Raw genomic sequence first — 22,550 nt, forward strand, 5'->3', positions numbered from 1 at the left:
AAGTTTTGTACTGAAAAAAATTATATATTTATAATCTTTCGCCTATCTATTAGAAAGCTTTTGAGGTAGCTAGGTTCTTCCAATTTTTTTATTTTGAGGTACTTACAAATTAAAAACCTTGGCTTTTATAGATTTCAAAAGACACACAAAAACTAACCAACTATGAAAATACGTGAAATAAATGCAATGCGAGGACCCAATTATTGGTCTGTTCGTCGCCATAAATTAATTGTAATGGTGCTGGATTTAGAAGAGATGGAAGAAAGACCTTCTAATAAAATTGAAGGCTTCAAAGAGCGTCTAGAAACCATGTTCCCTACAATGTATAGTCACCGTTGTTCTGTAGGAGAACCCGGCGGGTTTTTCCAACGTGTAGACGATGGTACATGGATGGGGCATATTATTGAGCATATTGCGTTAGAGATTCAGACATTGGCGGGTATGGATACTGGCTTCGGAAGAACACGTGGGTATGGAGAAGAGGGCGTTTATAATGTTGTTTTTTCGTATATCGAAGAAAATGTGGGGCGTTTTGCGGCGGAAGCAAGTGTACGAATTTGTGAAGCCTTAGTTCTTGGAGAAGATTACGATTTGGAGGCAGATATACAAAAAATGCGCGAACTTCGTGAAGCAGAACGATTGGGACCAAGTACAGGTTCTATTGTTGAGGAAGCTGAAAGCAGAGGGATTCCATGGATTCGTTTAAACAAGTATTCCCTTTGTCAGTTAGGATATGGTGCCAATCAAAAAAGGATTCAGGCAACAGTTACTAGTGAAACAAGTAGTATTGGGGTAGAACTTGCTTGCGATAAAGAAGATACAAAATACCTCTTAGAACAAGCTGAAGTAGAAGTGCCAAAAGGCGATATTATAAGTAGAGAAAGTAGTTTAGAAGAAGCCTGTCGTTATGTTGGATATCCTTTAGTGATAAAACCAATTGATGGAAATCACGGTCGCGGAATTACCGTGGGTATTGAAAACTACGACGAGGCTGTTGTTGCTTTTCACGCCGCAAAAGAGGTGTCTCGAAGAGTCATCGTAGAAAAATATATTACGGGTGAAGATTATCGCTTGCTTGTTATTAACCATGTGTTAGTTGCAGCAGCCATTCGTACTCCTGCACATGTTATTGGAGATGGTGTTTTGACAGTAAAAGAATTGGTTGATAAAGTAAATGAAGATCCACGTAGAGGGTATGGACATGAAAATGTACTAACCATGATTACCATTAACGATCTCACAAAAACAATTATTAAAGACGCCGGCTATACGGAAGATTCGGTATTGCCAAAAGGGGAGCGGCTTATTCTGAAAGATACAGCGAATTTAAGCACAGGAGGTACAGCAGAAGACATTACCGATATTGTTCATCCTTCTAATGTTTCGATGGCGGAACGAATTTCGAAAATCATCGATTTGGATATTTGTGGAATTGATATCATGACTAGTGATATCACCAAGCCTTTGTCTGAAACGGGAGGTGCTGTATTGGAAGTAAATGCAGGACCAGGATTTAGAATGCACTTAGCACCAACCACTGGATTGCCTAGAAATGTCGCGGCGCCAGTAGTCGATAAGTTATTCCCAAACAAAGGAGATACGGGACGAATTCCAATCGTAGCCATAAGTGGAACCAACGGAAAAACCACAACGACTCGTTTAATCGCCCACATGGCAAAAATGAGCGGATATCGTGTAGGATATACAACGAGTGATGGTGTGTATATTCAAAATAGGTTGTTGATGAAAGGAGACTGTACAGGGCCTGCTAGTGCCGAGTTTGTGCTAAAAGATCCAACAGTAAATTTTGCAGTATTAGAATCGGCTCGTGGTGGCTTATTACGTGCGGGACTTGGCTTTAAAAACTGTGATATTGGAATTGTAACCAACGTAGCAGCAGATCACTTAGGATTAAAAGGAATTCATACCATTGAACAATTAGCGAAAGTAAAAGGAGTTATCCCAGAAACGGTATTGCCAGATGGTTATGCTATTTTAAATGCCGACGACGACTTAGTGTACGACATGAAAAAAGGGATTAACTGTAACCTAGCGTTGTTCTCTATGGATGAAATGAACCCGAGAATACAAGCGCTTCAGAAAATGGGCGGAATTACAGCCGTTTACGAAAATGGATATGTTACCATTTGTCGCGGTACCTGGAAGATGCGAATTATGAAAGCTGAAAATATTCCGTTAACCTACGGAGGAAAAGCCAAATTTATGATTCAAAACGTGCTGCCAGCGATTCTTACCGCAAATATTAGAGGGATTAGCATTGAAGATATGAAAGCAGCATTGGAAACGTTTATTCCTTCAGCTTCGCAGACGCCTGGTAGGTTGAATATGTTTGAATTTGAAAACTTTACTATTTTATTAGATTATGCTCATAATCCTGCGGGAATGAGAGCGCTTCAAAACTTTGTAAGTACCATTGATGCAACTGTGAAAGTGGGGATTATTGCCGGAATCGGAGACCGACGCGTAGAAGATAATAATGAAATGGGCGCAATTGCCGCAGAGATGTTTGATGAGGTAATTATACGCCAAGACAAGCGTTTACGAGGAAAAACAGAAGAAGAATTAATCAAAATGCTAAACGATGGGATTATGGCGAAAGATCCTAATAAGAAAACAACCATTATTCCTTCGGAAAAAGAAGCCATCACCTATGCCGTTAACAATGCTAAAAAAGGGTCGTTAATTATTTTATGCAGCGATGTAATTCCAGATGCTTTAGACTTAGTGATGAAATTTAAAGAACAAGAAGCCAGTGGAGAGGTGGTTTTTGCAAAATAAACCTTTTTGAAAACAATTTATAGTATTAAAAAGCCGCCTGGAGAAGCGGCTTTTTTGATTTAATAAACTAAACTAAATACCTTTCAATAAATTATTGAATCTAGTCAAATGTATGATTCATAAATTGTTACTAAGTTGTCTTATTGTTATGAATGGGTTATGAAAATAGAAAAGCCACCACAGATGTGGTGACTTTTCGCCCCAAATTTGATCGATAACCTAAGTCATCAACCTACTTATGTCTAGTAAAATTAATAAAAAAATTGGTTGAAACTATAATTGTAAGAACATCCCTACTAATAACTTGTAGGGGTTATTTGTTAATTTTCAATACTTGAGAACACATAGTAGTTGTTTTAGTCTCAGAATTAGAAGAAGAAAACAGTTAAATAAAAGTGAATGTTCTTTTCAAAAAAATGAAACGCACTACCTTTAAAAAAAAGTTGCATTTTCATGGGAGTACGTCTCATTATTTTTATTACCATTCTTATTTTATTAGATCTGTACGCCTTTCAGGCGATTCGGACATTTTCAAAAAATCAGTGGGTATTTTGGGTTTATGTTTTGTTGTCGATTGCAGTTTTGGCTTACCTAGTGTATGCTTTTTTGGTGTACGATAGAAGTGTAGGACCTACCTCTGGAAGTTTACAAGTTGCAGGAATTTTCCTGTTGTTTTTCGTGCCAAAACTCGTTTTATTAGTTTTCATGTTTGGGGAAGATATCACACGCGTATTTTTGGGTGGGTATAACTACCTGGCATCAAATAATACAACCGAGTACATTCCGTCAAGACGTAAGTTTGTAAGTCAGTTGGCGATTGGTGCAGCGGCAATTCCTTTTGCTTCATTAGTCTACGGAATGGTGAAAGGAAAGTATAATTATAAAGTGCTGACACATACCCTTTATTTTGATGACTTACCAGATGCCTTTGATGGTTTTAGAGTGACTCAGATAAGTGATATCCATTCGGGAAGCTTTGATGCACCTGAAAAAATTGAATACGCCATCGACTTAATCAATGAGCAAGAAACCGATCTTTTAGTGTTTACAGGCGATATTGTAAATACAAAAGCGGAAGAGATGGATCCTTGGATTTCTACCTTCAAGCGATTAAAAACACCCGAGTTTGGAAAGTACTCCATTTTAGGGAATCACGATTATGGGGAGTATGTTAGTTGGCCTTCCGAAGAAGCAAAAGCTGCTAATTTTAAAGGGATAAAAGACATTCATAAAAAAATAGATTTTACGTTATTGCTCAATGAAAATCGTTTTATCGAAAAAGAAGGAGAACGCCTTGCTTTAATTGGAGTAGAGAACTGGGGACATAACTTTAAACAAGCGGGCGATTTAGCAAAAGCTTCCGAAGCAACCCTACAAAAAGACTTTAAAATTTTACTCAGTCACGATCCGAGTCATTGGGAGTACGAAGTAAAAAATAACGACCACAACTATCACCTTACCTTAAGTGGACATACCCACGGATTTCAATTTGGAATCGAAATTCCAGGTTTTTTAAAATGGAGTCCTGTGCAATATGTGTACAAACATTGGGCGGGAGTGTATAAAGAAGTGGGACGCTATATAAATGTAAATAGAGGTTTTGGTTTTCATGCGTATCCAGGACGGGTGGGAATTTGGCCAGAAATTACAGTAATTGAACTTAAAAAGAAGCGTACTACAACTTAATTGCAAGGAAATGCTATATTTGTAGTACTAATGCTCAAGTAATACTTTAGATACATGTCAAAGTTTGGAGAATTAATTGAAACCCGAGTTCCGGTTTTATTAGATTTTTATGCAGATTGGGATGAAGCCTGTAAAGGAATGCACCCAGTTTTACGCGATGTTGCCGCCGCACTTGGCGACAAGGCGCGTGTGATAAAAATTGACGTAGATAAAAATCAGCAACTTGCCGAAGCCCTTCGTGTAAAAGGACTTCCAACACTTATGATCTATAAAAATGGCGAGATGAAATGGCGCCAAAGTGGAGAGCAGGATGCAAATACCTTAATCGGTTTGGTAAAAGAATACGTCTAGGTTTTAAATAGCCTCACACTTTAACCCTTTTTCAGAAATGTACTGAAGCACTTTTGGTAGCACATACCGAAGGTTTTTTTCTGCTTTTAAACTATCGTGAAACACAACTATATTTCCAGCTTGTATGTTTTTTAATACATTCTGAAGACATTTTTCTTCGGAAACTTCTGCGTCATAATCATAGCTTAGCAGGCTCCACATAATAATTGTATGGCCTTTTTTCTGAAGCTTTTTTGCTTGCTTCGAACGAAGTTTTCCATAGGGTGGACGAAACAAGTTTGTGTCTCCTTTGGAAAGTTGTTGGTTGTAACTTTTCAGAAGAGTATCACACTTTGAAGCATCTTCAATATACTTTGAAAGTTCCGTTTTCCAACCATTACAATGTGTATAGGTGTGATTCCCTACGGAATGACCTTCAGAAAGAATATCAGAAAAAATAGTGGGATGTTTCCGAATATTATCGCCAATACAAAAGAACGTGGCTTTGGCTTGGTGTTCTTTTAACTGCTGAAGCACCCAAGGTGTTACTTCAGGAATGGGGCCATCGTCAAAAGTAAGATACACGGCATCTGAAGCATTTGGAAACGCCCAAACGCGCTTCGGATAAATCCAAGAAGCAAGTTTGGGCGTTGTTACCAAATTTAGTTTCAACCTGTTTAATTTAAAGGTGTTTCTTCAACCGCATCTAACAGTGTAGAATCGAATGGAATCTCGGGGGTTGAATCTTGTTGTTGTAAATCTCTATCCACATCTACCTTTTCGTTGTCCGAATAGAAGTGACGGAAGAGTAATAAATACCCGTTAAATTTATCGGCTTCCTTACGAGCAATTTCTTCGCTGTCTTTCATAATTAATACGTCGATTAAGCCTCTATAGCGTTCCATGTCACTAATAATTTCATCGGCAATTGCGTATTGTTGTTGTACTTTCATACCGCTGTAATACGTAAGTTTTTCTTGGTATTTTCTAGCGACATCTTCGTATACTTTTCTGGCTTTTTCTGGCTTGTCAACTTCGTAATACCCAAGAACAAACGGTTCTAAAAGAGAATAGTATTCAAACATATCTACCGGCATTTTTTCCATTGCCACATCTAATATGTTCTCTGCTTTTTCCTTTTTACCTTCATTGATAAGAGTTTCGGCAAGGCGTGCTAAATTACTACGGTAGGTAATTCCATTTCGACGTGTTTCTACATCGTGATAAATGTCTGGGCTACCACTATTCCCCCAATCCCAATCCATAACGATATCGTACATTTTATCGGCGTCAACACGGCCCATATCAAATGGGTTACGAGGATTTACAGGAGTGCGAATAGGGACTAATTTGTAAACAACACCTTCCAGTTGAAGGTAGTCCTTCATCCATAAATAGTCGTCGTCTCCAAAGCTTCCACCACTAAAATAGATAGGGCGTTCCCAGTTGTTATTTGCGATAATATCGAGCATTAACAGGCGGTTTTTATAAATGAAATCACCTTTCAGCTTGATGTCAATATACGGTACAATTTTATCGGCGTCTTTTTCAGAAACAATTCCATTTTTAAGCACTGATTCTTTGTTTACAGGAACTCTAATTATTTTTGAAGGGAATGAATTTGCAAAAATACCGCTGTTTAATTCAACTTTGGTTACAGGGCTATCGTCTGCCACCCATTTCATCCATGTTTTGATGTCTATGGTATCTTGTTTGGTTTCTTGATATGCAATGTAGTCTCGCGTTCCAAATCGATACTTTTCGTGCGTCAGTTGCGACGGAATAGGATCACTAGTGTACGCTTTTTTCTTCATGTCGTCAATATACCAATCGGTAGCAAAAAGACTTGTGTTTATAACGCGTACATCTTGTCTGTAGCCTTCAATACCTTGTGCGTACCATAGTGCAAAGGTGTCGTTGTCGCCAATGGTAAACAGAATGGCATTTTCATCGCACGAATCTAAATACATTTTTGCCATAGATTGTGCAGTGTATCTACCAGATCTATCGTGGTCGTCCCAGTTTTGAGTTGCTAATAATACAGGAGCGGCAAGAGCCGTGGCAATAAGTACTGTTGGAATTGCAATTTTCGGCTTTATATAGTCTTTTAACATGTCGTATAGTGCATAGACTCCAAAACCAATCCAGATAGCAAATACATAAAATGAACCTACTAAGGCGTAATCTCTTTCTCTTGGTTCGAAAGGTCGCTCGTTGAGGTATACTTTTAAGGCAAGCCCCATAAATAGGAAGAGAACCATGAGTACCCAGAAATTTTTCCGATCACTTTTAAAATGAAATACGAGACCTAGAATACCAATAATGAGTGGTAAAAAGTAATATGTATTTCGAGCCTTGTTGTATTTTGCGTCACTAGGAAGGTTTTCTTGTGTTCCTAAGCGAACTTCATCAATAGGTTTGATGCCACTCAACCAGTTTCCGTGTTGATTGGTGTATTGCCCTTGAATGTCGTCTTGTCTTCCTGTGAAATTCCACATAAAATAACGCCAATACATATACCCAAACTGGAACTCGAACATGAATTCCATGTTTTGTAAGAATGAAGGTTTTTCAATATTTAGAAAAGGTCCGAAGTCTCGCATAAAGGCATCGTAATCTTCACTATCGACAAGACCTTCGTTATAGGCTTGTTTAAACTTATTCACTTCATCAATCAGGCGAGATTCTCCGAGATAGTCTCTTTTAATGGTGAAATCTAATCCGTTGGTAAACTCTAAGTAGTTTTTCGCATTTTCGGTGCTCCACATCCTTGGTAAAAAGGCTTTGTGGTTGTTGTCGAAATTTTGAATCGCGTTTTTATATTCGTTTACAATAATGTATTTCCCTGTTTTTTCGTCTTTTTCGTATTTCGGTTTGTCGTCTTTATAAGGGCTGTCAAGATCTAGTCCTGAGTAAGCTTCCGTAAAGAGCGGTCCGTAAAACAGGTGTGTTTCAGGATATTGTTCACGGTTGTAGTATGCTAATAACTCACGTGCGTTGTTTGGGTTATTTTCATTAATTACTGTCCCAGCGTTTGCTCTAATTGGAAGCATTAGCCAACTAGAAAATCCGATTAGGATGAATAAAACACATAAAACAAGTGTGTTTAATTGAGTATAGTTTTTCTTACGCGTGAACTTCAGTAAGGAGTAGGCAAGCGCAACAAACAATATTCCTGCGATAATGGTTCCTGAATTGAAAGGCATTCCAATGTTGTTTACGAAAAATAATTCCGTAGCACTAAAAAACTTCATCGTCATTGGAAGTAAAAACTTGAAGATGAAAAGCAAAACAGCTACCGTAACTACATTCGCAACTATGAAATTTTTAACAGTGACCGTTTTGTAGTTTTTAAAAAAGTACAGAAACCCAATAGCAGGAATGGTTAATAACCCTAAAAAGTGAACTCCGAATGATAGTCCGACCACAAAAGCAATTAGAATAAGCCAACGATCGCCACGAGGGGTGTTCATTTCACGTTCCCAGCGTAGAGCAACATAAAATAGCACAGCCATAATAAAGGTGGCCATGGCGTATACTTCTGCTTCTACGGCATTAAACCAGAAACTATCGGTGAATGTAAACGCTAACGAACCTATTGCCGCACTACCTAAGATGGCAATTTGATTGTTTTTGGTAAGTTCCGTTTGTTTTGAAATGATATTGGTAAGCAAAATGGTAATAGACCAAAACATAAAAAGAATGGTAAATGCACTTGCAAAAACAGACATTAAATTTATGGTAAGGGCAATATTTGACGCTTCAATCGCGAAAATGGAGAAAAAAGCCCCTAAAATTTGGTACAAGGGTGCTCCTGGAGGATGTCCAACCTCTAAGTTACTGGCTGTCGTAATGTATTCGCCAGCATCCCAGAAACTAGCGGTAGGCTCTACAGTTAACCAGAAGGTAATGAGGGCGATGGCAAAGACCGACCACCCTAAAATATTATTCCATTTTTTAAAGTTAAAGGAACCCATATATGCTTTCAATTTTAATTGAGGCGAATTTACTAATAATTAAAAATAGTTAGCCTATTAAATAGTGGTAACGTGCTTTATAGCGTGTTATTTTATTCTTAAAAGTAAACAAAGAAAATTTTTTAGTAAAAAATGTTTGCACAAAACAAAGTTTCTATTAAATTTGCATCCGCATTAAGGTATTGGCCCATGGTGTAACTGGCAACACGTCTGTTTTTGGTATAGAAGAGTCTAGGTTCGAGCCCTAGTGGGCCAACAAAAATTAAATCCCGATCGAAACGATCGGGATTTTTTTGTTTAGTGCAAATACAAAATAGGCTACTTACCTGACAGTTAAATCTTTAAAAGCAGCTATTTTTTTTAGAGAAAAATTTAAGGCTTTTTCCCGTTTCCCAAACTTCATCCTTTGTAGATAATTTTCTTATGTTTACTCCTACAAACACCTAAACATATTGATAATGAAAAAAGCATTTTTCTACTTATTGCTACTTGCAATGCCATTTTATAGTTATGCACAAAAGGATCTTTCAGAAGATTATAAGTATACGGTAAGTGAGCCATATCAGGTTTATGACGCTCCAAGAAAACATTATTTTTCTGATGGAAATGAAATTTTGAGTGTAAAGCCTTGGAAGAAAAAAATGATTCTTCAAAAGTTTGATGTAGAGGGATTGACTTTAAATTCGATGAAAGAATATGAAGACTTTCCAGATAACTGTATGGTAGAAGGAATAAAGCAGTTGCAAGATAAATTTTATCTTTTTTATTCTTCATGGACAGGTAGAGATACGCAGCATGAACAGCTTTTTTATAGAGAAATTAATTTTGAATCAGGAACTTTTGTAGGGGATGCTGTAAAATTAATTGATATTGATGGAAAACTAGCGGGTACTTTGGCTTCTACAAGTGGCGTTGCAGCTCCTTTTGCTTTTGGATTTGGAGTCACCGATAAATTTGATTTTTTAACTTCATTAGATGAGTCTAAAATTCTTATTCAATACAGAAGAAAACCAGAGGTAAAGTCGGACAAGAATAGTTATGATATTATAGGGGTAGAGGTGTACGATTTGTCGTTGAATAAACTTTGGTCGCGAGAATACACCATGCCTTATACAGAGCGTAGGATGAATGTAGAAGATTTTGCGGTCGATTCTGACGGAAATGGCTATTTGATGGCGAAGGTTTTTCACGATGATAGTAATAAGGATAAAAAGAGAAGAAAAGATGAAGAAGCTAATTATCACATGGAATTGTTTAGGCTTTCTAAAGGAGTGGCTGAAATTGAAATTACCAAAATTGATTTAGGGGAAAAATTCATCAATGGAATCTCCCTTTTTGAATCTGTAGATGGGTATATGTTATGTTCGGGCTTTTATACAAACGGACTTAATAATAAATTACACAATGCCGATGGAGTTTATACATTCAAAATTACGAGAGAAGGAAAATTGATTGATGAGAAATCGTACGAAATCCCGTTGGAGATTTTAAATCAATATGTTAAAAATAGAACCAAAAAGAAAAACGAGCGTAAAGATAAAGACGGGAAAGCTGAATTTCAAAACATGAAATTACGAAATCTTGTTGTTAATGGGGATGGAAGCTTAGTTTTAATAGGGGAACAAACGTTTATTGTTGTACACCGTTCTACACGATATACCTATGTAACGTATCATAATAATGATATTTTAGTTACAAAAATAGATCCAGAAGGAAACTTAGCGTGGATGAAAAAAATACCTAAAAGACAGGTAGGAAAGCCGAAAATGGGAGAGGTTTTTGATACAAGTAAAACCTATCAGGGAGGAATGTCATATTCCCATTTTGCAGCCAATGGAAATCATTACATTGTTTTTCTAGACAATGTGAAAAACATAGACCTTCCTTTAGATAAAATTCCAGCATTACACAGTGATGGTCATGGAGGTTATCTTACAGCCTATAAAATAGACGATGCTACTGGGGCTCATTCGAAAGGGTCAATTTTGGATACGAGAGAAGTAAACGATATGGAGCTGTATCAGTTTAACAACGATCGAATTGTAAAAACCGCAGAAGATGAGTTTGTAATCGAATTTTACAAAAAGAAAAAAGAGGATGTGCTAGTTAAGGTAAACATACTTAATTAGAAAAAATCTAAATTTTTATACAACAAAGCCGAATCTTTTTAGATTCGGCTTTTGTATTTTTAGTACTTAACTATTTTTAGTTTCCATATCGATTACGGTGGCTACTGTTTTCACCAAACGATTGTGGTTTTTTACAAATGGATTGCTTTTATCCCACACATAACCCGCTAAAACCGCACAGATTTGTTTTTTAATTTCGGGGTTTTCAGGACGGTGAAAAAATATTTTCTGAAGGTTTCCTGTGTACCATTCTTTCACATAGGTGGAAAAAACATGCACCCCTTCTTTGATGTAATCGGTATATTCAACCTCCCAATCTACAGGTTCGCCATTTAATTCTTTTGTGATCAATTTTGCCGATAACAAAGCAGATTCCGTAGCAAATGTCACGCCTGAAGAGAAAACGGGATCTAAAAACTCGGCGCTATTTCCTGTAAGTGTAAACCCTTTTCCGTAGAGTTGTTTTACCGATTTAGAATAATTTTTAATTTCAACAGGCGGAAACAAATGGGCTTCTCCTTCAAAACGCTCTTGATAATAGGTAGAAAGCTCCATCATTTTGGTAATTTTTTCTGAAGGGCTTCCGGTATATTTTTCTAAAAACTCGGTAGGACCTACAAAACCAATACTTGTAACGCCATTTGAGAACGGAATCACCCACAACCAAACATCGTCTGTAACCACGTCGAAAGTTATGATGGTGCCTTCAACGCCTTTAGGTCTTTTGGTTTCTTTTACGTGTGTAAATATTGAAGAGTGTTTTGGTAGTGCTGAAGGTTTGTCTAAATCTAATAATCTTGGTAGCACCCTTCCGAAGCCGCTAGAATCAATAATATATTTCGCTTCAATTATAGAAAGGTTTCCTTCGGAATCTTTTATCGTTGTTTTAGACGATCCGTCTTCAGCAAAATCGACAGCAACGACTTCTTGCTCAAATTCGATATTTACCCCTTTTTTCTGAAGCTCATTAGTAAGAGTTACATCAAAATCGGCCCGTGGCACTTGCCATGTCCAATCCCAACCTGGGGTGTGTTTTTTGCTAAAATCGAAATCACAAACCACTCCATTTTTCAGAAAACGCGCTCCCGATTTCACTTCAAAGTTTTGCGCTTTGAGGCAGTCTAATAAGCCAACTTCTTCAAAATGATCCATGCATCTAGGCAATAAACTTTCACCAATAACAAACCGTGGGAAGTTGTTTTTTTCAACTACTTTGATGGAAAGACCTTGGTTGTGAAGATGCGCTGCGGCAACGCAACCAGATGGACCTGCTCCAATAATTAATACGTCAATGTTTTTAGAGGTTGTCATTAGCTGTTATAGATTGATTTGCATAAATAGTATATAGATGCTATAAATTATTAGATTTGTATTCAAAATAACCATTTTTATTTTAAGTAATATATCAATATCCATTAAAAGTTATTCCATTTTACATGTTGAAAATTAAAGGAGAGTTAGGGGTTCAAGAATTTTACGATGTTATCATTAAAGGCGAATCCATTCAAATTGACAATCAGATTGTTGATAGAGTACAAAAAAGCTTCGAATTTTTGAAAGAATTTTCAGAAAACAAAATCATATACGGTGTTAATACGGGCTTTGGTCCGATGGCTCAATATAAAATTGAAGACTCTCAACGAATAAAATTACAATATAATTTAATAAGAAGCCATGCTTCAGGTACAGGAAATCCAATTCCGGCAATGTACGTGAAAGCAGCTATGTTGGCGCGATTAAATACATTGAGTTTAGGGAATTCGGGTGTGCATCCATCAGTGGTGTCGCTAATGACCGAACTTATTAATAGAAATATAATTCCTTTAATTTACGAACACGGTGGTGTGGGCGCTAGTGGAGATTTGGTGCAATTAGCACACTTGGCATTGGTAATGATTGGTGAAGGCGAAGTGTATTACAAAGGTGAACTAAAACCAACGCAAGAGGTTTTCAAACTGGAAGGACTTTCACCAATTACTGTGGAATTACGTGAAGGATTGGCATTAATGAATGGTACGTCGGTAATGACGGGAATAGGTGTTGTGAATACCATTTACACCAGAAGGTTATTGAATTGGGTGATTGGGTGTTCTTCGGCTATTAATGAAATTGTTGAAGCTTACGACGATCATTTATCACACGATTTAAACCATACCAAAAAACACAAAGGGCAACGTCGTATTGCGGAAGCGATGCGCGAACACCTAGAAGATAGTACACTTACTAGAAAACGCGAGCATCATTTGTACAACGGTAATAATGAGGTGAGTGTTTTTGAAGAAAAAGTACAAGAGTATTATTCATTGCGATGTGTGCCTCAAATTTTAGGGCCCGTTTTAGATACGTTGAATACTGTTGAAAGTATTCTTATTGAAGAAGTAAATTCGGCAAACGACAATCCTATTGTCAATGTTGAAAAAAAGCATGTATACCACGGTGGAAACTTTCATGGAGATTATGTATCTTTAGAAATGGACAAGCTGAAGATTGTCGTAGCCAAAATGAGTATGTTGGCAGAGCGTCAATTAAACTATTTGCTAAATTCCAAGCTAAATGATATCCTACCTCCTTTTGTAAATTTAGGGGTGTTAGGATTAAACTTTGGAATGCAAGGGGTGCAATTTACAGCCACTTCTACCACGGCCGAAAATCAGATGCTTTCCAACCCTATGTATGTGCATAGTATCCCCAACAATAACGACAATCAAGATATTGTAAGTATGGGAACGAATGCTGCCTTAATCACAAAAAAAGTTATCGAAAATGCATTCGAGGTGGTGGCAATCGAGTTAATTACTATTATTCAAGCTATTGAATATTTAAAAGTACAGGATAAAGTTTCATCAAAAACAAAGAAAATGTACGATGAAATCCGCGCTATTGTTCCCGTTTTTTCAGAAGATGTTGTTATGTATCCATTTGTTAATAAAGTCAAAGAATATATTATAAACGCTGAAAATTAATACTATGAAAAAAGTAAGTCTTTTCGTTCTGGTCATTTTGATCAATGTAAGTTTTGTCTATGCGCAAGAATTTGCTCGTGTTAGAGACAATGATAAATTTGGGTTCATCGATACCACGGGGAATCTAGTGGTTCCGTTTCAATTTGAAAAAGCAGGAGATTTCTCTGAAGGCTATGCTGCCGCTTTTAAAGATGATAAATGGGGATTTATTACTACTTCAGGAGAATGGGTGATTCAGCCAACCTACGACCGTGTAAAAGCGTTTAGTTCGGGGTATGCACTTGTGTTGAAAGACGATCAGTGGCGTTATATTGATGCTTCAGAAAAAGAACTTACCACGCCTGTATTGGAAAAGCATTATGATTTTGATGAAAATGGTATTGCATTTTATAAGGTAGAGAAAAAGGTAGGTTTGATGAATACAAAAGGAGAAGTGTTTTTAGAGCCAACGTATGATGAAATAAAACCTTTTGTAGACGGATTTGCAAGAGTGAAAAATAATGATGCATGGGGAATGATTGATACCTCCGGAAAGGTGACTATTCCTGTTGAATATTCAGAACTTGGTGACTATAGTAGCAAAGCTATTTGGGCAGCCAAAGGCGAATCGTACGGGGTTTTAGTGAATGGAACTTTTACCATTGTGTCAAATGCAGATAAAATTTGGGACTTTTCTGAAGATTCTAATTTGACCTATGCGCGCAGCAACGACAAAATTGGTTTTATTAATACAAAAGGGGAATGGATTATTGTTCCTGCGTACGATAAAGCAAGAGCTTTTGTAAATGGCTTGGCACCTGTGAGTAATGATAAAAAATGGGGCTACATTAATGAAAGCGGTGCACAAGTAATCGATTTTAATTTTTACGATGCTGAAATATTTTCAAAAGATGGCTTGGCTCCTGTGAAAGAAAAAAAATTATGGGGCTTTATCGATGCTTCAGGGAAAATGGTAATTCCAGCCGAATATAAAATTACTGCTGGTGGGTTTTCTATCTTCAGCAAAAACAACCTAAAAGGCTTCAGAAATGGGGTGGCTCGCGTAAAGTTCAAAAAAGAATGGGGCTTCATCACTAAAACAGGACAGCCTTTAGGAGGAAAATGGTATGAAAATGCCGAAAATTTTTCAAAATAGAACATAAAATACTAGCCGAATAGGTAATGGAAAAAAAAGTAGCCCCAAAAAAATACGCCTTAGTTACAGGCGGTTCTAGAGGAATAGGACGTGCAGTTTGTATTCAACTAGCCAAAGACTTATCGTATTCACTATTAATAAATTACAATAGCAACGAAGCGGCAGCTCAAGAAACTTTGAAAGAAGTTGAAGCTGTGGGCGGATCTGGAGAGATCATTCAGTTTGATGTGGTAAATGCTGAAGCGGTTGTTTCAAAACTAGAAGCTTGGCAAGAAAATCATAAAGACGCCATTATTGAAGTGATCGTGAACAATGCCGGAATCACGAAAGACGGTTTGTTTATGTGGATGAAGCCAGAAGATTGGACCAATGTGATCAATACAAGTCTGAACGGATTTTTTAATGTAACCAATCATTTAATTCAGAAGTTATTGGTAAATCGCTACGGAAGGGTGATTAATATGGTTTCCGTTTCAGGATTGAAAGGAACGCCAGGACAAACAAATTATAGTGCTGCAAAAGGAGCGGTAATCGCTGCGACAAAGGCGCTAGCACAAGAAGTAGCAAAAAGAAACATTACAGTAAATGCTGTGGCTCCAGGTTTTATTAAAACTGATATGACGGGCGATCTGGATGAGAAAGAACTCAAAAAGATGATTCCCGCAAATAGATTTGGTGAAGCTGAAGAAGTGGCGAATTTAGTTTCGTTTTTAGCTTCCGAAAAATCCTCTTATATTACCGGCGAAGTAATTAATATAAATGGAGGAATATACTCCTAAAACTAAGTAGCGAGTAATGAAGCGAGTTGTAATTACAGGAATGGGAATATATTCTTGTATAGGTAAAAATCTTTCCGAAGTAAAAGAATCTCTTTACAACGGAACTTCAGGAATTACCTACGATCAAGACCGTAAAGAGTTTGGGTATCGCTCACCGTTAACCGGTATTGTAGATGAGCCAGACTTAAAAGCGCTGTTGTCTAGACGTGAGCGTATTAGTATGGGAGAAGAGACCTGCTATGCGTATGTTTCTACGATTGAAGCGCTTGCCAATGCAAAAATAGATCAAGATTTTTTAGATACCCATGAGGTTGGAATTCTCTACGGAAACGACAGTACTGCAAAGTCTGTGATCGAATCGGTAGATAAAATACGTGAAAAGAAAGACACTACGTTGGTGGGCTCTGGTGCTATATTTAAAGCGATGAACTCGACGGTAACCATGAATCTTTCTACTATTTTCAGATTGACAGGGATTAATTTTACTATTAGTGCCGCTTGTGCAAGTGGTTCACATGCTATTGGAATGGCATACCAACTAATTAAAAGTGGGTTGCAAGACTGTATTATTTGTGGCGGTGCTCAAGAAATTAATAAATTGGCCATGGGAAGTTTTGATGGATTAGGGGTGTTCTCTATGAATTTAGACGATCCTACCAAAGCATCACGTCCCTTCGATAAAGACAGGGATGGATTAGTACCCAGTGGTGGTGCGGCAACCTTAGTGGTTGAAAGCTACGAGTCTGCTATAAAAAGAGGTGCGCCCATTTTAGGAGAAATTATTGGGTATGGATTTTCTTCCAATGGAGAACATATTTCAACACCCAATGTAGATGGTCCTTCAAGAGCCATGAAAAAAGCATTGGAACAAGCAAACCTTAAGCCAAGCGAAATAGATTATGTAAATGCTCATGCAACCTCTACTCCTGTAGGTGATGCAAATGAAGCGAAGGCATTGGTGAATGTTTTTGGAGAAAATGGCCCCGCAATAAGCTCAACCAAATCAATGACAGGTCACGAATGTTGGATGGCGGGCGCAAGTGAGGTTATTTACTCAATGTTAATGATGGAACATTCATTTGTAGCGCCTAATATTAACTTAGAGAATCCAGACGAGGATGCGGCTAAATTAAATATTGTTAAAAAAACGTTAAACAAAAAAATTGATGTATTTTTGTCGAATTCCTTCGGATTTGGAGGAACAAATTCAGCATTAATAATAAAAAAAGTGCCGTAAGAAAATGACTAAAGAAGTAATTGTAGAGAAGATAAACTACTTTCTGGTAGATGAGTTTGAAGTAGAAGAAGAGGATATTGCGCCACAAGCCAATTTAAAAGAAACACTAGAGTTAGATAGCTTAGATTTTGTTGATTTAGTTGTTGCTATTGAAGCAAATTTTGGCGTAAAATTAGTTGGAGAAGATTTTCAAACGGTAATAACATTACAAGACTTTTACGATCTAATAGAACAAAAAATAAGCTGAAAAACTACTTGAGTTAGCATGTCGGGCGAATGGGAAGGAAAATCGAGAGGTACCGTCTTAGGGTATAAAATCTTTATTTTCTTTATTAAGAAACTAGGGGTTCGTGCGGCCTATGTATTACTCTATTTTGTTGCTTTTTACTTTTGTTTTTTCTCTCCTAAGAGCACTAAATCCATTTATTACTATTTCCGAAAACGACGTTCTTACTCAAAAGGGAAGAGTATTCTTCATATTTTTAAGAGTTATTACGTTTTCGGACAAACCATAATTGATAAGTCTGCAATAGCGTCTGGCTTAAAAGATCAATTTACATATGAGTTTGATGGCGTTGAGAATATAATCAACCTTTTAGATGAAGGAAAGGGTGGAATCTTAATTAGCGCTCACGTTGGAAATTTTGAATTGGCCGAATACTTTTTTGAAGAAATTGATACGCGTTCACAAATTAACTTGGTTACTACCGATGCCGAGCATCAACACATTAAAGAATATTTAGAAAGTGTTACTAAAAAATCGAGTATAAAGTTTATTCTCGTAAAAGAAGACCTTTCACATATATTTGAAATTAATGCAGCTTTGAGTAATGGTGAGTTGGTATGCTTTACGGGCGACCGCTTTTTTGAAGGCACCAAATACCTTTCCGAAGCATTGTTAGGAGAAGAAGCAAAATTCCCAGCAGGCCCCTTTTTATTAGCCTCTCGTTTAAAAGTTCCCGTGGTTTTTGTGTATGTGATGAAAGAAACTGCAAAACATTACCATCTGTATGCTAGAACCGCTGAGGTACAACATAGAGATGCACAAGGATTGCTGAAAAAATATACCGAAAGTGTTACTTGGATGCTTGAAAAATATCCCTTACAATGGTTTAATTATTTCGATTTTTGGAATGTAAAAGGTAAGAAATGAAAGAGGTTTTAGTTGTTTATTATTCGCAAACAGGACAATTGTTCGATATCGTAAAGAATATTACTTCTTCTCTAGAAGCTGAAAATGTAAACCTTACATATTATAAAATTACTCCCGAAAACGAGTATGAATTTCCATGGAAGAAAGAGCAGTTTTTTGATGTATTCCCGGAGTCGTTTCTTCAAATACCTTGCGATTTAAAAGAACCTTCAGAAGAAATCCTTCAGAAGAAATACGACTTAGTTATTTTAGGATACACCGTTTGGTATTTATCGCCTTCTGTTCCTGTAAACTCCTTTTTAAAATCAGCTTCAGCAAAGATAATACTGGAAAATACACCTGTTGTTACAGTTGTTGCTGCTCGGAACATGTGGATCATGGCGCAAGAGAAAGTGAAACAATTACTTCTTCAGAATAAAGCAAATTACGTAGGGAATATTGCGCTAGTAGATCGTCATATCAACCATATTAGTGTGATTACCATTGTACATTGGATGCTTGGAGGGAAAAAGGATAAGAAGTTTGGTCTTTTTCCAAAGCCAGGAGTGTCTGATAAGGATATCGCTGAAGCTTCAAAATTTGGAGTGCCTATTAAGACCGCTTTGTTCACAAATAAATACACAGATCTTCAGCCTAGTTTATTACAATTAGATGCAGTACGGGTGAGCCCGTTTTTAGTTACAGCAGATACTAGAGCGAATATTTTATTTTCAAAATGGGCGAATTTAATTATAAAGAAAGGTGATGCGGGAGACCCAAAAAGAAAGAAATGGCTCGTTTTTTTTAATTATTATTTGTTAATTGCAATATGGGTATTTATGCCTATTGTTTTTATTGTATTTTTGGTTACTTATCCCTTATTAACGAGAAGAATAAAAAGGCAAAAAGAATATTTTTCATCTGTATTTACAAAGAAGATTTAATGAAGAACGTTTACATAACAAGAGTATCAAAGTTTTTACCTAATGATCCTGTTGATAATGACACTATGGAGAAACGCTTGGGGTTTATCAATGGTAAAACATCCAAGGCAAGACGCATTGTGTTGCGAAATAATAAAATTGAAACGCGATACTATGCTATTGATGACAATGGAGATGTAACACATAACAATGCACAATTAACCAAAGAAGCTATTTCAGGATTGTGTGACGAAAGTTTTAAAGCGGAAGACATACAGATGCTTTCCTGCGGAACGTCTAGTGCAGATCAAATTTTACCGTCGCATGCGGCCATGGTTCACGGGTTTCTGAAAAATGGAAACTTAGAGATTAATTCTCCTACGGGAGCGTGTTGTAGTGGTATGAATGCACTTAAATACGGCTATATGGCTGTAAAGTGTGGTGAAGTTGAAAACGCTGTTTGTACAGGGTCTGAACGAATTTCATCATGGATGACAGGAACTATTTTTGAAGAAGAAATAGAACATTTAGAATCTTTAGAAGAACAACCTATTATTGCATTTAATAAAGATTTTTTACGTTGGATGCTTTCCGATGGCGCAGGTGCTTTTTTATTACAAGATAAACCTGAAGGCGACCTTTCACTCAAAATAGAGTGGATGGAAGGCTATTCGTTTGCGCACGAAATGGAAGCCTGTATGTATGCTGGAGGCGATAAGCAAGATGATGGTTTTCTAAAACCTTGGAGTGAGTTTCCAACACAGATGTGGAGCAAACAATCACTTTTTGCCATTAAGCAAGATGTGAAAATTTTAGGGGAAAACATCCTAGTAAAAGGTGTTGAAAGCTTGAAAAATGCAATGGAGAAGCACAACATTACAGCTTCAGAAATAGATCATTACTTGCCACATATTTCATCGTATTACTTTAAAGATGGTTTGTACAACGAGATGAAAGCACAAGGTGTTGAAATTCCGTGGGAAAAGTGGTTTATGAATTTACGTCAAGTAGGAAACGTTGGATCGGCTTCTATTTATCTTATGGTAGAGGGTTTGATTGCTTCAGGAAAACTTAAAAAAGGCGAAAAAATATTATTATCGGTTCCTGAAAGTTCTCGTTTTTCATTCGCTTATGCATATTTAACTGTTTGTTAGATGAATGTACTACAGCAGCCCATATTAGATTCAAGTTTCATTAAAGACTTAATTCCGCAAAAAATGCCATTTGTAATGGTAGATAAATTGCTCTATTTTTCTGAAACAAAAGTAACCGGAGGTTTAACTGTTTCCGAAGAAAATATATTTACAGAAAATAATACATTTCAAGCACCAGGACTTATCGAGCATATGGCGCAAACCCTTGCGTTGCATACAGGATATCAGTTTTTTCTGAAAAATGAAACACCTCCTACAGGCTATCTAGGTGCCATAAAAAAAGTGGAAATTTTTAAGCTTCCTACCGTAGCACAGCAAGTGGAAACTACGGTGACAATACTTCACGAAATTATGGGTGTGACCTTGGTTACCATCGAAACAGTATGTGAAGGTGTTGTTATTGGAACAAGCGAAATGAAAACTGTATTAGCGAAGTAACATGGATGCAACGCGTGAAGAACATATAGATTTTAAAAATTTTCTTCCTCATAGAGAACCTATGCTCATGGTTAGTAAACTTGTTTCTATTTCTGAAACAGATGTACATACCGAGTTTGCCATCACTTCCGATTGTATTTTTGTGAAAAACAACCAGCTTTCAGAAACAGGACTGATTGAAAATGCTGCGCAAAGCTGTTCGGCAATCGTCGGACAAAGTTATTTTGAAAAAGACGATTTAACGGGAGAAGGAAACAAACTCGTAGGCTATATTAGTGCGATTAAAAAAGTTGAAATATTTAGTCTTCCTGCCTTAAACGCTACCATCACCACCAAAGCAACCTTAGTGTCTAGATACGATACCGGTTCGGTCACCATGTGTAGTATTGATTGTTCCACTTTTAATAACGACGAATTAATTGTAGCTTGTACCTTAAACTTTTTAATTCACGAGGTAGCATGAAACGCAGCGAAGTACCACAAGACAAAAGCAACCTAGGCACTGCAAACCTTAGGGAGTTGTGTTATGCCGTGGATGAAAATGGCGAATATACCACAGAACATACCTCAGGTTGGGATCCTAAAACCATCGCACTAACCAATGCGATTGACGATATTAAAGAACGCGTTGCAGCAGCAAAAAAGCGTGTATTAGCAAACGAAACAAGTCCGATAGAATATTACATGGAACTCCATAAAATGGATCTTTCGGTATTAGCGAGTTACGTGGGCATGTGGAAATGGCGCGTTAAAAGACATTTTAAGCCGTCTGTTTTTAAAAAATTGAGTGCAAAAACCCTTCAAAAATACGCAGAGGTGTTCGATGTTTCTGTGGAACAACTTCAACAGATCGACTCCTAGTTTATGAAGATAGATTTTACACACCATCAATCGGCACATTGCGAAAACGGCGTCGTTTCAAACCTAATGAAGCACAACGGTTTTACCGTAAGTGAGCCCATGGTTTTTGGAATTGGCTCTGGATTGTTGTTTTGCTACATCCCTTTTTTAATGGTAAATCACGCACCAGCGATCACGTATAGAGCGATGCCTGGTTTTATTTTTAATCGGTTTGCAAAGCGAGTTGGAGTTACTTTTAAACGCGAAAAATTTAAAAGTCCGGAAGCTGCTAAAAAGCGATTGGACGAAAATATAAAACAAAAGAATCCTGTCGGACTTCAAGTGGGAGTCTATAACCTGGGCTATTTTCCAGACGAATATCGGTTTCATTTTAACGCACATAATTTAGTTGTATATGGAAAAGAAGGCGATACGTATTTAATTAGCGATCCTGTAATGGAAGAGGTGACTACGCTCACCGAAAAAGAACTGGAAAAAGTACGTTTTGCCAAGGGTGCTTTTGCTCCCAAAGGGCACATGTATTACCCTGTGGCCTTTCCCAAAGAGTTACAACTAGAGAAAGCGATTGTAAAAGGTATTAAACACACCTGTCGCGATATGTTGGCTCCTGTGCCAATTGTTGGGGTAAAAGGAATTAAAACCATTGCAAAATTAATTCGGAAGTGGCCTAAGAAAAAAGGAACGAAGGTTGCCAATCATTACTTAGGGCAAATTGTACGAATGCAAGAGGAAATTGGTACGGGTGGCGGCGGATTCCGATATATCTATGCGGCTTTTTTACAGGAAGCGGGTAAATTGTTAGGAAATGAAAAGCTAGTCAGTCTTTCTTCGGAAATGACTCAGATTGGTGACCTTTGGCGCGATTTTGCGGTGGATGCTTCACGGATTTACCGTAATAGAAGCACAAAAGTAGACGTGAATGTGTACGATGATATTGCCAACCAATTGGAAGCGATTGCCGATAAAGAAGAAGTATTCTTCAAAAAATTGAAAAAAGCCATCTAAGG

19 protein-coding genes and 1 tRNA gene are annotated in these 22,550 nt (G+C 37.2%); 17 read left to right on the forward strand and 3 right to left on the reverse strand.

Going from position 1 to position 22,550, the window contains the following annotated elements; genetic code table 11:
• Nucleotides 1-162: 162 nt before the first annotated feature.
• The 3 genes from cphA to BLQ00_RS05590 all read left to right on the forward strand — a co-directional run bounded on the left by cphA (nucleotide 163) and on the right by BLQ00_RS05590 (nucleotide 4,836).
• Nucleotides 163-2,799 (forward strand): cyanophycin synthetase, encoded by a 2,637-nt coding sequence (gene cphA / locus BLQ00_RS05580; protein ID WP_093141600.1) that lies wholly within the window; start codon nucleotides 163-165, stop codon nucleotides 2,797-2,799.
• Nucleotides 2,800-3,252: 453 nt separating this feature from the next.
• A complete protein-coding gene (locus tag BLQ00_RS05585; protein ID WP_093141602.1) occupies nucleotides 3,253-4,485 on the forward strand; it encodes a metallophosphoesterase in 1,233 nt (410 codons plus the stop codon).
• 54 nt (nucleotides 4,486-4,539) lie between these two features.
• Nucleotides 4,540-4,836, forward strand: coding sequence for a thioredoxin family protein (locus tag BLQ00_RS05590; protein WP_093141605.1), 297 nt, complete (start codon nucleotides 4,540-4,542; stop codon nucleotides 4,834-4,836).
• 3 nt (nucleotides 4,837-4,839) lie between these two features.
• Here the strand turns inward: BLQ00_RS05590 and BLQ00_RS05595 are convergent, their stop codons facing one another.
• Together BLQ00_RS05595 and BLQ00_RS05600 are read right to left on the reverse strand one after the other, a co-directional pair.
• Nucleotides 4,840-5,487, reverse strand: a complete 648-nt coding sequence (locus BLQ00_RS05595) for a polysaccharide deacetylase family protein (protein WP_093141607.1) — start codon at nucleotides 5,485-5,487, stop codon at nucleotides 4,840-4,842.
• Between the two features lie 5 nt (nucleotides 5,488-5,492).
• Complete coding sequence (locus tag BLQ00_RS05600) at nucleotides 5,493-8,792, reverse strand: glycosyltransferase family 117 protein (protein WP_093141610.1); 3,300 nt, start codon at nucleotides 8,790-8,792, stop codon at nucleotides 5,493-5,495.
• A 183-nt stretch (nucleotides 8,793-8,975) separates the two neighbouring features.
• Between BLQ00_RS05600 and BLQ00_RS05605 the strand changes: the two genes are divergently transcribed.
• Together BLQ00_RS05605 and BLQ00_RS05610 are read left to right on the forward strand one after the other, a co-directional pair.
• A tRNA-Gln gene (locus BLQ00_RS05605) sits at nucleotides 8,976-9,048 on the forward strand.
• A 202-nt stretch (nucleotides 9,049-9,250) separates the two neighbouring features.
• Complete coding sequence (locus tag BLQ00_RS05610) at nucleotides 9,251-10,921, forward strand: hypothetical protein (protein WP_093141612.1); 1,671 nt, start codon at nucleotides 9,251-9,253, stop codon at nucleotides 10,919-10,921.
• Nucleotides 10,922-10,987: 66 nt separating this feature from the next.
• On the opposite strand, the gene BLQ00_RS05615 is transcribed toward BLQ00_RS05610, so the two are convergent.
• Nucleotides 10,988-12,232, reverse strand: coding sequence for an NAD(P)/FAD-dependent oxidoreductase (locus BLQ00_RS05615; protein WP_093141615.1), 1,245 nt, complete (start codon nucleotides 12,230-12,232; stop codon nucleotides 10,988-10,990).
• A 125-nt stretch (nucleotides 12,233-12,357) separates the two neighbouring features.
• Between BLQ00_RS05615 and flxA the strand changes: the two genes are divergently transcribed.
• Genes flxA through darH form a run of 12 tightly spaced genes read left to right on the forward strand, consistent with a single transcriptional unit; the run spans nucleotide 12,358 to nucleotide 22,548 of the window.
• Nucleotides 12,358-13,884, forward strand: a complete 1,527-nt coding sequence (flxA, locus tag BLQ00_RS05620) for a flexirubin biosynthesis tyrosine ammonia-lyase FlxA (RefSeq protein WP_093141618.1) — start codon at nucleotides 12,358-12,360, stop codon at nucleotides 13,882-13,884.
• Between the two features lie 4 nt (nucleotides 13,885-13,888).
• The gene (locus BLQ00_RS05625) at nucleotides 13,889-15,019 is read left to right on the forward strand and encodes a WG repeat-containing protein (RefSeq protein WP_093141620.1); all 1,131 of its coding nucleotides are present in this window, start codon (nucleotides 13,889-13,891) and stop codon (nucleotides 15,017-15,019) included.
• Between the two features lie 26 nt (nucleotides 15,020-15,045).
• Complete coding sequence (gene flxB, locus BLQ00_RS05630) at nucleotides 15,046-15,798, forward strand: flexirubin biosynthesis SDR family reductase FlxB (RefSeq protein WP_093141623.1); 753 nt, start codon at nucleotides 15,046-15,048, stop codon at nucleotides 15,796-15,798.
• 16 nt (nucleotides 15,799-15,814) lie between these two features.
• Entirely contained in the window at nucleotides 15,815-17,035 is a 1,221-nt protein-coding gene (locus BLQ00_RS05635) for a beta-ketoacyl-[acyl-carrier-protein] synthase family protein (protein ID WP_093141625.1), read from the forward strand.
• A 4-nt stretch (nucleotides 17,036-17,039) separates the two neighbouring features.
• Complete coding sequence (locus BLQ00_RS05640; RefSeq protein WP_093141628.1) at nucleotides 17,040-17,282, forward strand: acyl carrier protein; 243 nt, start codon at nucleotides 17,040-17,042, stop codon at nucleotides 17,280-17,282.
• 18 nt (nucleotides 17,283-17,300) lie between these two features.
• Nucleotides 17,301-18,188, forward strand: coding sequence for a lysophospholipid acyltransferase family protein (locus tag BLQ00_RS05645; RefSeq protein ID WP_093141630.1), 888 nt, complete (start codon nucleotides 17,301-17,303; stop codon nucleotides 18,186-18,188).
• On the forward strand, nucleotides 18,185-19,111 hold the full coding sequence (locus BLQ00_RS05650; RefSeq protein ID WP_093141633.1) for an NADPH-dependent FMN reductase family protein: 927 nt from the start codon (nucleotides 18,185-18,187) through the stop codon (nucleotides 19,109-19,111). The genes BLQ00_RS05645 and BLQ00_RS05650 overlap by 4 nt, the downstream gene beginning before the upstream one ends.
• Entirely contained in the window at nucleotides 19,111-20,244 is a 1,134-nt protein-coding gene (gene darB, locus BLQ00_RS05655) for a dialkylresorcinol biosynthesis protein DarB (RefSeq protein WP_093141635.1), read from the forward strand. The genes BLQ00_RS05650 and darB overlap by 1 nt, the downstream gene beginning before the upstream one ends.
• Nucleotides 20,245-20,682, forward strand: a complete 438-nt coding sequence (locus BLQ00_RS05660; RefSeq protein WP_093141637.1) for a hotdog family protein — start codon at nucleotides 20,245-20,247, stop codon at nucleotides 20,680-20,682.
• 1 nt (nucleotide 20,683) lies between these two features.
• Complete coding sequence (locus BLQ00_RS05665) at nucleotides 20,684-21,145, forward strand: hotdog family protein (RefSeq protein ID WP_093141640.1); 462 nt, start codon at nucleotides 20,684-20,686, stop codon at nucleotides 21,143-21,145.
• Entirely contained in the window at nucleotides 21,142-21,543 is a 402-nt protein-coding gene (gene DarG, locus BLQ00_RS05670) for a flexirubin biosynthesis protein DarG (protein WP_093141643.1), read from the forward strand. Before BLQ00_RS05665 ends, DarG begins: the two co-directional genes overlap by 4 nt.
• A 3-nt stretch (nucleotides 21,544-21,546) precedes the next feature.
• Nucleotides 21,547-22,548, forward strand: coding sequence for a BtrH-related acyltransferase DarH (gene darH, locus BLQ00_RS05675; protein ID WP_093141645.1), 1,002 nt, complete (start codon nucleotides 21,547-21,549; stop codon nucleotides 22,546-22,548).
• Nucleotides 22,549-22,550 lie beyond the last annotated feature (2 nt).

This window comes from Ulvibacter litoralis (genome assembly GCF_900102055.1).
In the GTDB taxonomy this organism is placed as follows: domain Bacteria; phylum Bacteroidota; class Bacteroidia; order Flavobacteriales; family Flavobacteriaceae; genus Ulvibacter; species Ulvibacter litoralis.

Bases quoted from the DNA above. Each gene is read 5' to 3' on its own strand.
- cphA (WP_093141600.1), top strand. From the start codon at position 163: ATGAAAATACGTGAAATAAATGCAATGCGAGGACCCAATTATTGGTCT.
- BLQ00_RS05585 (WP_093141602.1), top strand. From the start codon at position 3,253: ATGGGAGTACGTCTCATTATTTTTATTACCATTCTTATTTTATTAGAT.
- BLQ00_RS05590 (WP_093141605.1), top strand. From the start codon at position 4,540: ATGTCAAAGTTTGGAGAATTAATTGAAACCCGAGTTCCGGTTTTATTA.
- BLQ00_RS05600 (WP_093141610.1), bottom strand. From the start codon at position 8,792: ATGGGTTCCTTTAACTTTAAAAAATGGAATAATATTTTAGGGTGGTCG.
- BLQ00_RS05610 (WP_093141612.1), top strand. From the start codon at position 9,251: ATGAAAAAAGCATTTTTCTACTTATTGCTACTTGCAATGCCATTTTAT.
- BLQ00_RS05615 (WP_093141615.1), bottom strand. From the start codon at position 12,232: ATGACAACCTCTAAAAACATTGACGTATTAATTATTGGAGCAGGTCCA.
- flxA (WP_093141618.1), top strand. From the start codon at position 12,358: ATGTTGAAAATTAAAGGAGAGTTAGGGGTTCAAGAATTTTACGATGTT.
- BLQ00_RS05625 (WP_093141620.1), top strand. From the start codon at position 13,889: ATGAAAAAAGTAAGTCTTTTCGTTCTGGTCATTTTGATCAATGTAAGT.
- flxB (WP_093141623.1), top strand. From the start codon at position 15,046: ATGGAAAAAAAAGTAGCCCCAAAAAAATACGCCTTAGTTACAGGCGGT.
- BLQ00_RS05635 (WP_093141625.1), top strand. From the start codon at position 15,815: ATGAAGCGAGTTGTAATTACAGGAATGGGAATATATTCTTGTATAGGT.
- BLQ00_RS05640 (WP_093141628.1), top strand. From the start codon at position 17,040: ATGACTAAAGAAGTAATTGTAGAGAAGATAAACTACTTTCTGGTAGAT.
- BLQ00_RS05645 (WP_093141630.1), top strand. From the start codon at position 17,301: ATGTCGGGCGAATGGGAAGGAAAATCGAGAGGTACCGTCTTAGGGTAT.
- BLQ00_RS05650 (WP_093141633.1), top strand. From the start codon at position 18,185: ATGAAAGAGGTTTTAGTTGTTTATTATTCGCAAACAGGACAATTGTTC.
- darB (WP_093141635.1), top strand. From the start codon at position 19,111: ATGAAGAACGTTTACATAACAAGAGTATCAAAGTTTTTACCTAATGAT.
- BLQ00_RS05660 (WP_093141637.1), top strand. From the start codon at position 20,245: ATGAATGTACTACAGCAGCCCATATTAGATTCAAGTTTCATTAAAGAC.
- BLQ00_RS05665 (WP_093141640.1), top strand. From the start codon at position 20,684: ATGGATGCAACGCGTGAAGAACATATAGATTTTAAAAATTTTCTTCCT.
- DarG (WP_093141643.1), top strand. From the start codon at position 21,142: ATGAAACGCAGCGAAGTACCACAAGACAAAAGCAACCTAGGCACTGCA.
- darH (WP_093141645.1), top strand. From the start codon at position 21,547: ATGAAGATAGATTTTACACACCATCAATCGGCACATTGCGAAAACGGC.